Consider the following 13098-nt stretch of genomic DNA (forward strand, 5'->3'; position numbering starts at 1 on the left):
AGGTCGAGGCGGTGATCGTTGCGCGGCCGTGATCCACCCGGTCACGCCTCGCCGACGGTGGCCCGCCGGAACGCCGCGACGTCGCACTTGGGCACCCGGCCGGCGGTCAGCAGCCCGTTGACCTCCTGGTAGGTGTCGGTGAGCTGCGTCCAGCAGGCGCCGGCCAGCGCGCTGCTCGCGTGGACCGCCGCCCACTGGGAGCGGTAGCGCTCGAGCAGGTCCTCCGGCGAGCGGGCGTCGGCGTAGCCCCAGGGCTCGGTGCGGTCGGCGTCGGAGCGACCGGCGCCCAGCGCGATCCCGCCGAACTCCGACAGGACGACGGCCCGCCCGGCGACGCCCGCGCGGTCGAGGTCGGTGAGGTGACCGTCGGGGCGGCGCCCGGTGGCCAGGCGCTCGAGGTCCGCGGCGGTGGCGTAGCGGGCGGCCAGCACGGCCGGGTCCTGCTCGTAGTCGTGGACGCCGAGGACCTGCCCGCCGAGGGCCTCCCAGCCGTCGTTCGCCGAGACCGGGCGGGTGCCGTCCAGCGCGTCGGCGGTGGCGGCCAGCGCGGTGACCAGGCCCCGCTGGGCGCGGTCGGTGGCCGCCTCCTGCACGCCCCACGACTCGTTGAGCGGCACCCAGGCGACCACGCTCGGGTGCCCGCGGTGAGCCACCACGACGTCGGCCCACTCGCGCAGCAGCCGGGCGCTCGCGGTGGGGCCGGGCCGGTAGGCCGAGGGCATCTCCGCCCAGACCAGCACCCCCATCCGGTCGGCGAGCGCGAGGTAGCGCGGGTCCTCGGTCTTCTGGTGCTTGCGGACGCCGGTGAAGCCCAGCGCGCGGGTCAGCTCCAGGTCGCGGCGCAGCGCAGCGACGTCGGGCGGGGTGGCGCCGGTGGCGGGCCAGTAGCCCTGGTCGAGCACCAGGCGCAGCGGCACCGGGCGGCCGTTGACCAGCAGGTGCCCGTCGTCGACCTCGACCGAGCGCAGCGCGGTGTAGCTCGCCACCTCGTCGAGCACCTCGCCGTCGTCGCGGACCAGCGCCACCTCGGCGTCGAGCAGCACCGGGGACGGGCCCGGCTCCCAGGTCAGGTGCCAGCGGTCGTCGGTGCCGCCGTCGCCGACCCGCAGGGTGCGCTCGACCACCGCGCCGTCGACCCGGACGGCGTCGTCGGCGAGGAGCCGGTCGCCGTGCCGCAGGCGCAGGTGCAGCCGGGCGCCGGTGACCGGGACCGACAGCTCCACGCGGACGTCGACGCGCATCGTGCGGGGATCGCCGCGCCAGACGACGTCGGTGACGTGCGCGCGCGCCACGGACTCCAGCCACGGCGTCCGCCAGATGCCGGTGGTGCGCGGGTAGAAGATCTCGTGCGGCTCGTCGCGCCAGTCCTGCTTGCCGCGCGGCGCCTCGAGGTCGCGGGGGTCGTCGTCGGCCCGGACGACGAGGTCGGCCCCGCCGTCCCCGAGGGAGTCGGTGACGTCGACGCGGAACGGCGTGTAGCCGCCCTCGTGGTGCGCGACGTGCGCGCCGCCCACCCAGACGTCGCACACCCGGTCGACGGCGCCGAGGTGCAGCACGGTGCGGCGGTCCCCCTGCCGGCCGGGCAGCGGGCGGCGGTACCAGGCGCGGTGCAGCGGGCCGCTCCAGGACACGCCGCTGGCCGGGGTCTCCGGGGCGTAGGGGACGCGGATGGTGCGGTCGAAGCGCACCCCGCCGGGCCGGCCGGTGAGGTCGGGGTCCGCGGCGAACCGCCACTCGCCGTCGAGGGAGTGCCAGGGCCGGCGCAGCAGCGGACGGGGGTGGGCGGTCGGGTCCAGGGCGTCGGCGCGGCGGTCCACGGCCCCACCTCACCGGAACCCGCGCCCGACGGCACGGCGTGGAGCGCCGGCCCGAGGCGCTGTCGGGCGGCCAGCGGCAGCGGGTGGCCGGGGCCGCCGGGGTGCTCGACCTCACCGGGTACCTCTCCCACATCCCGTGTCACGGGGGTGGCTGCTCCGTGACCGGCGGTGACGGGCGTACGACCCGCCGGTCAGCCGGCCCAGGTCTCGTGGAAGCGCGCCTCCGCCGACGACGGCGTGTCCTTGTAGAACTCCCAGCACGCGACCCGGCCGTCGGTCCGGCCGAAGCGGGCGTCGCGGAGGGTGTGCCGGACGCCGTCGGGCGTCTGCACGTACGCCGTGGTGCCGTCGAAGCGGACGTCCACGCTCACCGGGCGCCCGTCCTGCGGCACCGGCGACTCGTGGTACCGCGTGTCGATCTCGACGACGCCGCCGTCGGCCACGACCCCGGCGATCCAGCGGTCGGGCGTGAAGACCATGTGGCAGTGCGCCGACAGGTCGGTGGCCGAGGCGAAGGCGACCAGCGCCACCGAGCCGGAGGTCGCCCCCGGGCCGAAGCCCATCCGGGCGCCGATCCGCTGCACACGGCGCCCGAGGTCCTGCAGCACGTACACGGCGCCCGCGCTGCCGGCCGGGATGCCGCTGACCAGCGTCCCGCCGCGCACCACCGGCGGCTCCGTGGTGCCCGAGAGGCTCAGCGCGAAGGGCACCCCCTCGTCACCGGCGTCCGGCAGCGGCCCGTCCGGCCGGCCCTCCCACCGCGTGGACAGCGTGACGGGGACGTCGGGCGGCGGTGCGGCCGTCCGCTCGGTGCCCGGGCGGCCCGCGCACGCGGCCAGCGCGGCGGCGGCACCGCCGAGCAGCACCGCCCGCCGCGACCAGGCCGGTGCGCGGTCAGGCACGGTGCGCCCCGGCGGGGGCGGCCTCCTCGTCCGGGAGGCCCACCGGCTCCTCCTCGGGCGCCGCGACGGCGGTGCGGACGGACCCGGTCGCACCGCGGGCCGCGGACCGGCGCCGCCGCCGGCGGGCCGGGACCATGGTGAGGACGCCGCCGATCACGCGGGCGCCGACCGCGGTCAGCTCCGAGACCGTCGCGGCGACCTCCTCGCGCGCGGTGGCACCGGCCCGGCACAGGACGACCGCGCCGTCGCAGCGCCGGGCGAGCAGGGCGGCGTCGACCGACGACCCGAGCGGCGGCGTGTCCACGAGGACGACGTCGTGGGTGGCCCGCAGCCGGTCGAGGACCTCACCCACGCGCGCGGTGGCGAGCAGGTCCCCGGGGTCGCGCGTGGCCGTCCCGGCGGGCAGGACCGTGACGCCGTCGCCCCAGGTGGTGAGTGCCTCGGCCAGGTCGGCACGGCCCTCGAGGACCTCACCGAGCCCGGCCGTCTCGTCGAGCCCGAGCCGCCGGGCGAGCACCGGGTCCCGCAGGTCGGCCTCCACGACGGCGACGCGGCTGCCCGGCGCCAGCACGCCGGCCAGGCCGGTGACCAGCGTGCTCACGCCCTCGCCCGGCTCGGACGCGGTGACCGCGACCAGGGCCGGCGCCTCCCCGGTCCCGGCCAGGAACAGCGTCGCCCGCAGCCGGCGCACCGCCTCGCCGTGGGCACCGGTGAGCGGCCCCGCGGCGCGCCCGCCGGTCCGCCGGGAGGGCGCCGAGGACCGGGGCGGCGAGGACCCCGCCGAGCTCCTCCGGGGTCCGCAGCGAGCGGTCGGTGGCGGCGCGCAGGACCGCGGCGGTGACGCCGAGCAGCAGGCCCAGCAGCAGCCCGAGCACCAGGTCGAGGGTGACGCGCGGGCTCACCGGGTCGTCGCCGGCCCGGGCCCGGTCCACCACCTCCACGTCGACGGCGCTCGTGGTCTCGTCGGCCTCGGAGGTCTCCAGCTGGCCGACCACCTCGATGAAGCTGTCGGTGATCGCGTTGGCGAGGTCCGCGGCGCGCTGCGGGTCGGCGTCGGACACGGTGACCCGCACCAGGGTGCTCGCGCCGTCGGTGGTGACCTCCACCCGGTCGGCGAAGTCGCCGACGGACCCGCCGAGGCCGAACTCCTCGACGACGGGGAGCAGCACGCGGTCGGACCCGAGGATCTCCGCGTAGGACCCGACCTTCTGCTGTGCCAGCAGCAGCCCCTGGTAGGCGTCGCTGAGCGCGCCGGGCGAGCCCTGCTGCGGATCGGCGCCGCTGGGCGCGGTCACGTACACCGACGCGGAGGCCGCGTACGTGCGGGGGCTGAGGTGCACGAAGGCGGCCGCGGCGAGGACGCCGACGAGCACGCCGGCCAGCAGCAGGCGCCACTGCCGGCGGAGGGCGGCGAGCAGGGCGGTCGAGGTCATGGTGCGGCTCCGGGAGCGGGAGGGACGGGGGCGGGAACGGATCGGGTGGGCGGCGGGACCGCCGCCGCGGTGGCCGCGCGCAGGCCGGCGACCAGCGCCGGCGGCACGTGGAGGTAGAGGTCGGTGAGCTGGTTCTCGACGACGCCGACGAGCAGCCACACGGCGGTGCAGACGAGCAGGACCAGCGGGAGCGCACCGAGCCGGCGGGCGAGCGAGCGGGCGTCGACGGCGGCGGCCGTCACGGTGGCGGCGAAGCCGAGGAACAGCAGCGCGCCGCCCGCGGCCAGGAGCTGCAGGTAGATGCTGTGGCCGTCGGCGACGACCGGGAGCCCGATGCCGCGCACCGGGGAGTGGGCGAAGTCCAGCAGCGCCTGGTCCGCCACGCCGGCCCGGACCGAGTCGCTCGCCGCCGCGCTGTCCTCGCCGGTGAGGCGCAGCGCCGAGGCGATCCGGTCCACGAGGGAGGGCACCAGGGCCCAGACCACCGCGGCGGCCGCCGTGGCCGCCACGAGCAGCGGGACCACGAGCCGGCGGCCCGCCTCGAGCACCAGCAGGGTCAGCCCGGCGCCGGCCACGGCCCGACCGCACCGCCCCGCGACCCGGAGGCCACGAGCCCGGCCGCGAGCAGGCCGCCGGCGAGCACCCAGCCGGCCCGCGCCGTTCCCGACCGCGCGGTCAGCAGCCGCCAGGTGACGACGGGGACGGTCAGCGCGACGGCGACCGCGAGGTGGTTGGGCTGCGCGCCGAGGCCCGCCTGGCGCCCGCCGACGTCGACCAGCGGGAGCAGCGCGGCGCTGATCCGGGTCAGGCCGAGCTCGTCGGTGACGGCCACCGTCGCGTTGACGACCGCGCCCAGCGCCCAGGCGTCGGCGAGCGCCCCGGCCAGCCGGGGGCGGGACGGCACGGCGAGGCACACCGCGACCGGGAGCACCGCCGCGGCGGCGACCCACCCGACGACGGCGAGGACGTTGGCCACCGCGAACGGCGGCAGCGTGTCGGCGACGACGGCGGCGAGGTCGACCTGCGCCCGCTGCGCGAGGTACCCCTCGCCGGTCGGCCAGACCGCCGCGGCGGCGCCGACGAGGAGCACCGCGCCGGGCAGCACCCACACCCACGGCGGCACCACGATCTGGCGCCGCCGCCCGACCGCCGTCGCCAGGAGCAGCGCCCCGGCCGCCGCGAGGCTCGCGTGGGCCACCTGCAGCCCGGACACGCTCAGCCCGTTCCAGGTCGCGGTGCCGACGGCGACGACGAGCAGCCCGACGGCGAGGTCCTCGACTCCCCGGAGCGCCAGCACCACGAGCACGGCCGCGGCCACGGCGACGGCCGGCACGGTCAGCGTCAACGGCGCCCACCCGCGCCCGTCCGCGGTCAGCACGCCGACCACGACGGCGGCCACGGCGACCAGCGCGGCCGGGGCGCCGCTCCTCTTCGCGGTCACGTCGCCGCCACCCGGTCGGGCAGCGCGGCGTCCGCGAGCGGGCCGGTCCCGGCCTGCCGGGCGGCCAGCGCCATCGACACGAGGGCCACGACGGTCGCCGCTGCGGTGCCCCACGCCAGGCCGGGCAGCCCGCCGGCGGCGAGCCCGGTGGCCGCGCCGCCGAGGAGGGTGACCAGCTGGACGACCTGCTGGACGAACAGCGACCGGCCCCGCCGCGCGCCGCGCAGCTGGGCCTGGAAGGGGACGGTCAGCGCGGCGACGGCCGTCTGCACCGCCACCGGCGCCACGATCCCGGCGTAGCCGGTGTACTGCGGGAACACCGCACCGAGCAGCACGTCGCGCAGCGGCACGGCGAGCAGGACGACCGCCCCGAGCGCCGCCATCGCCGTGAGGGCGGTGCGGCGGGCGCGGTGCAGCGCGGCGAGGTCGCCGGCTGCCGAGGCGCGCGCCATGGGCGGTGTCAGGAGCACGAGGACGGCGGCCATCAGCGTGATCGCGGGCTGGAGGACCAGCAGCTGCACCGCCCGCAGGCCCGCGGTGTCGACGGCCGCGAGCACCGCGCCGGCCAGGACGAGCACCAGGTAGACCTGCACCTGGCCGAGCACCGACGTGAGCGTGAACCAGCCCGACAGGTAGCGGCTCTCCGCCCACCAGGTCCCCGGCGGGCGCAGCCCCTGCCGCGTGCAGACGGCGGCGACGACGACCGCGGCGAGCGCGCCGACACCCCACGCGGCCGCGAGGGAGCCGACGCTCCACGAGCCCACCGCCCAGACGACGGCGAGCGCGGACAGCTGCACGAGCGCCCAGGTGAGGTCGACCAGCAGGGCGCGGACGGTGTCGCCGCGGGCGAGCAGGACGAAGCGCGCCGCGTCGGCGAGCAGCACGCCGGGCACCCAGGCCGCGAAGGCGAGCACCCCCGCGAGCAGGCCGGGACCGGCGAGGCCGAGCACGACGCAACCGGCGGCCGCGACGACGCCGAGGACGGCTGCCGCCCCGAGCGCCGCCGACGACAGGTCCCGCCGGTGCGCGGCGGCGACCGTCGGCAGGTGCGCCAGCAGGGGCTCGCCCACCACCGCCCGCGCGCCGGCCACCAGCACGGTCACCACCGCGTAGGCCAGCACGAAGCCGGCGAACTCGCGCGGCGCGAGCACGAGCGAGGCGAGGAGCGCGGTCAGGTAGTTGCTGCCCGAGCTGACCACCTGGTCCGCGACGCCCGCGGCCGTGCGCCGGAGGGTCGGACTCACCAGAGCTGCGAGGTCTCGCGGACGAAGAACGCCTGCTCCGGGTCCAGGTCGCGCACCGGCTTGGCCGGCACACCGGCGAACAGGTGGTGCCCCTCGAGGGCACGCCCGACCACGGCGCCGGCGGCGACGACCGCCCGGTCGGGCACCACGGCGCCGGGCAGCAGCAGCACGCGGCTGGCCACCAGCGAGTGGTCGCCGATCCGGATGGGCGCGGTCGCCTGGCGCATGCGCTCGATGTCGACGGCGTGGGTCTGCACGATCGAGCCGAAGCCGGCGATGGCGGCGTAGTCGGCGAGCTCCACGAGGTCGCAGGCGTCGATGAAGTGCATCACCGTGATCAGCGACTTCTCGCCCATCACCAGGGCGGGACGGCGGGGCTGGCCGGTGAAGTAGCCCTTGTCGGCCCGCACCGAGTTCACCCACACGAGCATCGCGATGACCGCCCCGGCGCCGAGGCGGACCTCCTCGCAGCCGCGGACGAGCACGAGGTGGCCGATGCGCGCCCCCTCCCCCATCACGAGGTGGTCGACGTCGACGACCGACCGGCCGATGCTCGCCGTCGGGTGCAGGTCGTGGCCGAGCAGGCGGACGTGCACGAACCGCCGCAGGCCGCCGGGCAGCAGCACGCAGGAGGCGGCGAGCAGGGTGCGCACCGAGCGCGAGCGGACCCTCACGACGCCACCTCCGCGAGGGGCGCGGCGGCGGGCGCGACCGGGATCCACGGCTGGCGCCGGGCGAGGTCGCGGCGGATGACGAAGCCGAAGATGTTGCCCTGCCGGCGGACCAGCCCGTTGAGCGTGCCGTTGAGGCCGCGGACGAGCGCCTGCCGCCCGCCGACCAGGCCGCGCATGGACGGCGTCAGCGCGCGGTCGGCGCCGATGAGCCACTCGGCGTGGAACTCGACCGGCACGTCGTGCGCCGGATCCAGGGACCGCACCGTCTTCACGACCTCGCGGCGGGTCCAGCGGTAGACGTGGTTGGGCGTGCCGGTGCCGTCGACCCCGCCGGTGGAGCCGCCGCCGTCGCGCACCGCGTCGTGCTCGTAGACGCCCGCGAGCCCGAGCCGGCAGGCCAGCCGCATGAGCGGCGAGTCCTGGTTCTCGACGGCCACCACGGTCCTGCGCGCCAGCCGGTACATCTCGGCCAGCGCCTGGTGCGGGCGCGAGCAGTGGTGCAGGCCGGCGTGCCCGATGACGTGGTCGAAGCTCGCGTCGGGCAGGTCCATCGCGTGCGCGTCGCCCGCCCGGCCGCCGTGCAGCCGGCTCGACGGCGAGTCCGGCGCGAGGTTGTTGAACGTGCAGTTCTCCAGCCCCAGCTCCGCGGCGACGGCCTGGTCGAACTCACCGGCGAACTGGACGAGCACCGTGTCCGTCCGCCCGATGACCCCGGAGGCGATCAGCCGCCCCAGGATCGTCGCGTACGCACCGCTGCCGGCCTCGGCCATCACTTACCCCCTGCGTCACGCCGGGCGTCGGTGTAGACGCCCAGCAGGTCGTCGATCCAGGTGCCGGTCGAGAACCGCGTCTCGTACGCGGCCCGGCAGCGCGCCGCGAGCCGGTCGCGGTCGCGGTACACCCCGTCCAGCGCCGCGGCGAGCGCGGCCGTCGTCGGGGCGCGGTCCACCACGGCCCCGGTCCCCTGCGCCGCGACGTCGTCGGCGGCGCCGTTGCCGGCCCAGGCGACGGCCGGCACGCCGGCCGCGAGGGCCTCCACGTAGGTCAGGGGCGGCCCGGCCTCGGCCCAGAGGCTCGGCACGACCAGCCCGGTGTAGCGGCCGAGCAGCGCCCGGACCTCGGCGTTCGTCCGCCCGCCCAGCAGGCGCACGGTCGGCGGCAGGGCGCGGGCCCGCAGGTCGGCGGCGAGCTCGCCGTCGCCCACGACGTCGAGGTCCACGCCGTCGGGCCACACGTCGAGCAGCTCGCGGACGCCCTTCTCCGCGGACAGCCGGCCGACGAACAGCCAGCGCGGCCGGGCCGGCGGCACCGACGCGGCGGGCGCGACGTCGGGCACCGCGTTGGGGACGACGGCGAAGCGGGCGCGGTCCACCCCGGCCGCGACGTACTCGTCGACGACCCGGTGCGAGATGGCCACCAGCCGGTCGGCGCGCCGGACCACCGGGTGCGCGGCCGCGCCGCGGCGCCCGGCGACGGCCAGCGGCAGGGTGGCGACGCGGGACTGCTGGAAGCAGGCGTGCCGCACGCCCGCCCACGGGTCGGTGCGGCAGTCGGTGCAGCGCCGGCCGTCGCGCAGCAGGGTCCCGGCGGCGCACAGCGGCCGCAGGTTGTGCAGCGTGGCGACGAGCGGTCCCGGCCAGCGCCCGAGCCAGCGGGTGCCGAAGTTGGGGAACAGGTTGTGCACGTGGACCACGTCGGGCCGCACCCTCCGCAGCTCGGCGGTCGGGTCGGGGCCGATGCCGGTGACGGTCGTGGCGGCGGCCTCGAGCCGGTAGCCGGGCCGCCGTCCCCGCTCGTCGTTGGACTGGGCGACGAGGGTGACCTCGTGCCCGGCGGCGCGCAGGGCGTCGACCTGCGCCCGGACGACGACGTTCTCCCCACTGGGCACGTGCTCGTGGTGGAAGCTGTGGACGAGGGCGACCCTCATGCCGGTTCCCCCACGGCCGCCGGCTCGGCCGCCCGCGGGCGCACCGGCTGCGGGGGCCGCCCGGCCAGCCGCTCCACCCAGTCCACGTAGGCCGCGCGCGCGGCCCGCTCGTGCAGGACGTCGCGGGCGAAGGCCTGCCCCCGCAGCCCCGACGCCGACGCCACGGCCCGGTCCCCGGAGATGTCGAGCACCGCCTGCAGGAGGACGGCCGGGTCCCCCGGCGCCACCTGCACGCCGGCGCCGGAGGCGGCGACCTCCGCGCTCCCGGCGCTGTGCGGCGAGCTGGCGGCCACGACCGGCCGGCCGGCGGCGAAGTAGGAGGTGAGCTTGCTGGGGACACACATCTCGGCGATCCCGGGCCGCTCGTTGAGGACGAGGACGTCGGCGGCCTGCAGGGCCGTCTCGAACTCGCCGTCGGGCAGCGGCGCGAGGAACTGCAGGGTGGGCAGGTCGCCGGCCAGCGCGGCGAGGGCAGGGCGCTGGTGGCCGTCGCCGAGGAGGACGAAGCGGACCGGCAGCCTGCGGGCGTGGGCGAGCCGCGCCGCCTCGACGACGTTCTCGAGGCCCTGCTTGGCGCCCATGTTGCCGGCGTGCAGGGCGACCACCTCGTCCGCGCGCCAGCCGTGGGCCCGGCGGAGCGCGGCCGGGTCTCCGGTGGCCCGCCCGACGTGGGTCCAGTTGCGGATGGTGGTGATGCGGCCGGCGTCGACGCCGAGCCGGACCAGGGAGGAGCGGAAGGTCTCGTGGATGGCCGCGACGCCGTCGGCACCGCGCAGCAGCCGCCGCTCCAGTGCCGCGGTGGCGCGGGCCTCTCGGCCGCTGAGCAGCCCGGCCTCGACGACGGCGCGGCTGTAGAGGTCCTGCACGACGACGCCGACGGCGGTCCGGCCCGGTGCGCGCCACCGCAGCGCCGCGGCGACACCGAGCAGCGCCGGGCTGACGGCCAGCACGACGTCCGGGCGCCGGACGCGGGTCACCGCCGCGCGCGCCGCGAAGACCGCCTCCATGGCGATCCGGCTGCGGCCCGAGGGGCGGCGGGGCACGGGGTGTGGCACGCGGGTGAGGCGGACCGCTCCGTCGCGGCCGGAGCTGCGCCGACGGGGGTGCCCCTCGGCCACCTCCCACTGCGGGTAGTGGGGCAGGCCCGTGACGACGTGGACGTCGTGGCCGGCGTCGGCGAGGAAGCGCGCCGTGCCGGTGGTGTAGGGCGCGATGCCGGTGGACTCGGGTGCGTAGTTCAACCCGAGGACCAGGACCTGCAGCGGCCCGGTCACCGGACGGCCCTCTCGGCCGGCCGGCGGCCGGCCGTGGACGGGGCACAGACGCCCATCGTGGATCCCCCCCTCGGTCGGGAGGACGCGGGTCCTCCCGCAGGGGTCATCCGACGACCACCTGCACCGGGTCAGGAGTCCAACACGGGGGCCTGACCTGGGGCATCACCCGAACGGGCAGGGTGCTCAGAGGGGTCGGACGGTCCCCAGGAGGTGGTCGACGCCGGTCGTGGAGGCCCGCACCGCGAGGTCCCGGCCACCACCGGCCGGCGCCGTCGCGAGGACGACGGTCGAGGGCAGCAGCAGCGGCCTGCGGAAGCCGACGTCGACGGTCACGGCGTCGGGCAGCCGGCCCGACAGCGCGGCCAGCGCCCGCGCCTCGACCCACATCCCGTGCGCGATCGCCCGCGGGAAGCCGAACGCCCGCGCGGTGACCGCGGAGAGGTGGACGGGGTTCACGTCGCCGGAGACGCGGGCGTAGCGGCGGCCGGCGTCGCCGGGCACCCGCCAGCGGATCGTGCCGGACGGCAGGTCGCCGACGGCGACCTCGACGTCGGAGGCCGGCGCCCCCTCCGGCGCCCGCGCCCCGCGCGCCAGGTAGGTCGAGCGGCCGCGCCACACCTCGGCACCGCCGGCCGACACCGACGCGCACAGGTCGACCGTCGCGCCCCGCGGGTGGGCGGCGAACCGCTCGGCCCACACCTCCAGGTCGAGCGCCTCGCCCGGCCCGATCGGCCGCAGCGCGTCGATCCGGTTGCGCACGTGCACCAGCCCCGGCAGCGCCAGCGGGAAGGCGCGGTCGGCCATCAGCGCGACCTGCAGCGGGAAGCCGAGCAGGTGCGGGAACGTCACCGGCAGCGCGTTCCCCAGCGGGAACCGGCAGACGCGGGCGTAGGCGGCCACCTCGGCGAGGTCCACGGTCACGCCGCGGCGGGCCAGCCGGGTGTCGGGCAGGCTCCCGCCGCGGCCCCGGGCGGTGAGCGCGGCCCTCGCGAACAGCGGCGCCATCGACGGCGCCGCGTCCAGCACGGTCACCGTCAGGCGCCCAGCATCGACTGGCCGCACACCCGCACGACCTGGCCGTTCACCCCGGCGGCCGTGGGCTGCGACAGCCAGGCGATCGTCTCGGCGACGTCGACCGGCAGGCCGCCCTGCTGCAGCGAGTTGATGCGGGCGCCGACCTCGCGGGTGCCGAAGGGCATCCTCGCCGTCATCTCGGTGACGATGAACCCCGGCGCGACGGCGTTGACGGTCGCGCCGCGGCCGGCGAACTCCGGCGCCCACGCCCGCACCATGCCGATGACGCCGGCCTTCGAGGCCGCGTAGTTCGTCTGCCCGCGGTTGCCGGCGATGCCCGACTGGGAGCTCACGCAGACCACCCGCGCGCCGGGCCGCAGCACGCCGTCGGCGTCGAGCAGCGCCCGGGTGAGGTCGAGCTGGGCCTGCAGGTTGACCGCCATGACCGAGTTCCAGCGGGCGGCGTCCATGTTGACGAGCAGCTTGTCCCGGGTGATCCCGGCGTTGTGGACGACGACGTCGACCCCGCCGTGCCGCTCGCGCAGGTGGGTGACCAGCCGCCCCGCGGCGTCGGAGGCGGTGATGTCGAGCTGCACCGCGGTCCCGCCGACCTCGTTGGCGACCCGGGCGAGCGCCTCACCGGCCGCCGGGACGTCGACGGCGACGACGTGCGCGCCGTCGCGGGCCATCACCCGGGCGATCGCGGCACCGATGCCGCGCGCCGCTCCGGTGACGACGGCGACCTTCCCGGCCAGCGGGCGCAGCGCGTCCTCCTCGGCCGGGACCTCGGCGGCGCCCAGGGTGAGCACCTGGCCGTCGACGTAGGCCGAGCGCCCGGACAGGAAGAACCGCAGCGGGCTCGCGACCGAGGCCTCGGCACCCTCGGGGACGTACACGAGGTTCGCCGTCGAACCGGCGCGCAGTTCCTTGGCCAGTGAGCGCACCAGGCCCTCGAGCGCCTGCCGCGCCGCGGCCTGCGCCGGGGAGCCGGCGTCGGCGGGTGGGTCGGCGAGCACGAGCACGCGGCCGGTGGGGCGCAACCGCGTGACGGCCGGCGCCAGCAGGTCGTGCGCGACGGCGAGCTGCCCGGGGCCGGTCACGCCGGTGGCGTCGAGGACCACGGCGGCGGGGTGCTCGCCGTCGTCGCTGCCGTCGGGCGCCAGCACGGCGACGCCGGCGTCGCGGAGGACGGCGGTCAGCGTCTCCCGCAGCCGTCCCTCCCCCGCCGAGCCGACGAGGGCCGGGCCGGGCAGCAGCGGCTGCCCGGGCTCGTACCGGCGCAGCACGGCCGGGCGGGGCAGGCCGAGCTGCTCGGCGAGGGCCGACCCGACGCCGGAGTTGGCGAAGGTCGTGTACCAGTCGCTCACGGACG

The 13098-nt window shown here is 77.8% G+C and carries 12 protein-coding genes and 1 pseudogene; all 13 read right to left on the minus strand.

The features are described from left to right. Positions 1 to 41: 41 nt before the first annotated feature. The 13 genes and pseudogenes from JD79_RS05045 to JD79_RS05105 all read right to left on the minus strand — a co-directional run bounded on the left by JD79_RS05045 (position 42) and on the right by JD79_RS05105 (position 13093). The gene (locus JD79_RS05045; RefSeq protein ID WP_110004632.1) at positions 42 to 1817 is read right to left on the minus strand and encodes a glycoside hydrolase family 2 protein; all 1776 of its coding nucleotides are present in this window, start codon (positions 1815 to 1817) and stop codon (positions 42 to 44) included. Between the two features lie 191 nt (positions 1818 to 2008). Continuing rightward, entirely contained in the window at positions 2009 to 2719 is a 711-nt protein-coding gene (locus tag JD79_RS05050) for a hypothetical protein (RefSeq protein ID WP_110004633.1), read from the minus strand. After that, positions 2712 to 3410, minus strand: a complete 699-nt coding sequence (locus JD79_RS23465) for a CpsD/CapB family tyrosine-protein kinase (RefSeq protein WP_110004634.1) — start codon at positions 3408 to 3410, stop codon at positions 2712 to 2714. Before JD79_RS23465 ends, JD79_RS05050 begins: the two co-directional genes overlap by 8 nt. 136 nt (positions 3411 to 3546) lie before the next feature. Beyond that, positions 3547 to 4152 (minus strand): annotated as a pseudogene (locus tag JD79_RS23470) (YveK family protein); the annotation flags it as partial. After that, entirely contained in the window at positions 4149 to 4727 is a 579-nt protein-coding gene (locus JD79_RS05065) for a hypothetical protein (protein WP_110004636.1), read from the minus strand. The pseudogene JD79_RS23470 and the gene JD79_RS05065, both read right to left, overlap by 4 nt. Next, the gene (locus JD79_RS05070) at positions 4709 to 5593 is read right to left on the minus strand and encodes a hypothetical protein (protein WP_110004637.1); all 885 of its coding nucleotides are present in this window, start codon (positions 5591 to 5593) and stop codon (positions 4709 to 4711) included. The genes JD79_RS05065 and JD79_RS05070 overlap by 19 nt, the downstream gene beginning before the upstream one ends. Continuing rightward, positions 5590 to 6837 carry an MATE family efflux transporter gene (locus JD79_RS22450; protein ID WP_211307874.1) on the minus strand — a complete coding sequence of 416 codons (1248 nt, stop codon included), beginning with the start codon at positions 6835 to 6837 and terminating at the stop codon, positions 5590 to 5592. Before JD79_RS22450 ends, JD79_RS05070 begins: the two co-directional genes overlap by 4 nt. Next, entirely contained in the window at positions 6834 to 7511 is a 678-nt protein-coding gene (locus JD79_RS05080; RefSeq protein WP_110004638.1) for an acyltransferase, read from the minus strand. Before JD79_RS05080 ends, JD79_RS22450 begins: the two co-directional genes overlap by 4 nt. After that, on the minus strand, positions 7508 to 8281 hold the full coding sequence (locus tag JD79_RS05085) for a methyltransferase domain-containing protein (protein ID WP_146220395.1): 774 nt from the start codon (positions 8279 to 8281) through the stop codon (positions 7508 to 7510). Before JD79_RS05085 ends, JD79_RS05080 begins: the two co-directional genes overlap by 4 nt. Further along, a complete protein-coding gene (locus JD79_RS05090; protein WP_110004640.1) occupies positions 8281 to 9438 on the minus strand; it encodes a glycosyltransferase family 4 protein in 1158 nt (385 codons plus the stop codon). The genes JD79_RS05085 and JD79_RS05090 overlap by 1 nt, the downstream gene beginning before the upstream one ends. Then, the gene (locus JD79_RS05095; RefSeq protein ID WP_110004641.1) at positions 9435 to 10712 is read right to left on the minus strand and encodes a glycosyltransferase family 4 protein; all 1278 of its coding nucleotides are present in this window, start codon (positions 10710 to 10712) and stop codon (positions 9435 to 9437) included. Before JD79_RS05095 ends, JD79_RS05090 begins: the two co-directional genes overlap by 4 nt. A gap of 183 nt (positions 10713 to 10895) precedes the next feature. After that, positions 10896 to 11744: a MaoC family dehydratase gene (locus JD79_RS05100; protein WP_245899726.1), complete on the minus strand. Its 849-nt coding sequence runs from the start codon at positions 11742 to 11744 to the stop codon at positions 10896 to 10898. A 2-nt stretch (positions 11745 to 11746) separates the two neighbouring features. Beyond that, positions 11747 to 13093 (minus strand): 3-oxoacyl-ACP reductase, encoded by a 1347-nt coding sequence (locus JD79_RS05105; RefSeq protein WP_110004642.1) that lies wholly within the window; start codon positions 13091 to 13093, stop codon positions 11747 to 11749. Positions 13094 to 13098: the final 5 nt, after the last annotated feature.

It is taken from the genome of Geodermatophilus normandii, from assembly GCF_003182485.1.
In the GTDB taxonomy this organism is placed as follows: Bacteria; Actinomycetota; Actinomycetes; order Mycobacteriales; family Geodermatophilaceae; genus Geodermatophilus; species Geodermatophilus normandii.

Excerpts from the sequence above, each read along its gene's own strand:
- JD79_RS05085 (WP_146220395.1), bottom strand. The coding sequence starts at position 8,281 with ATGGCCGAGGCCGGCAGCGGTGCGTACGCGACGATCCTGGGGCGGCTG.
- JD79_RS05090 (WP_110004640.1), bottom strand. The coding sequence starts at position 9,438 with ATGAGGGTCGCCCTCGTCCACAGCTTCCACCACGAGCACGTGCCCAGT.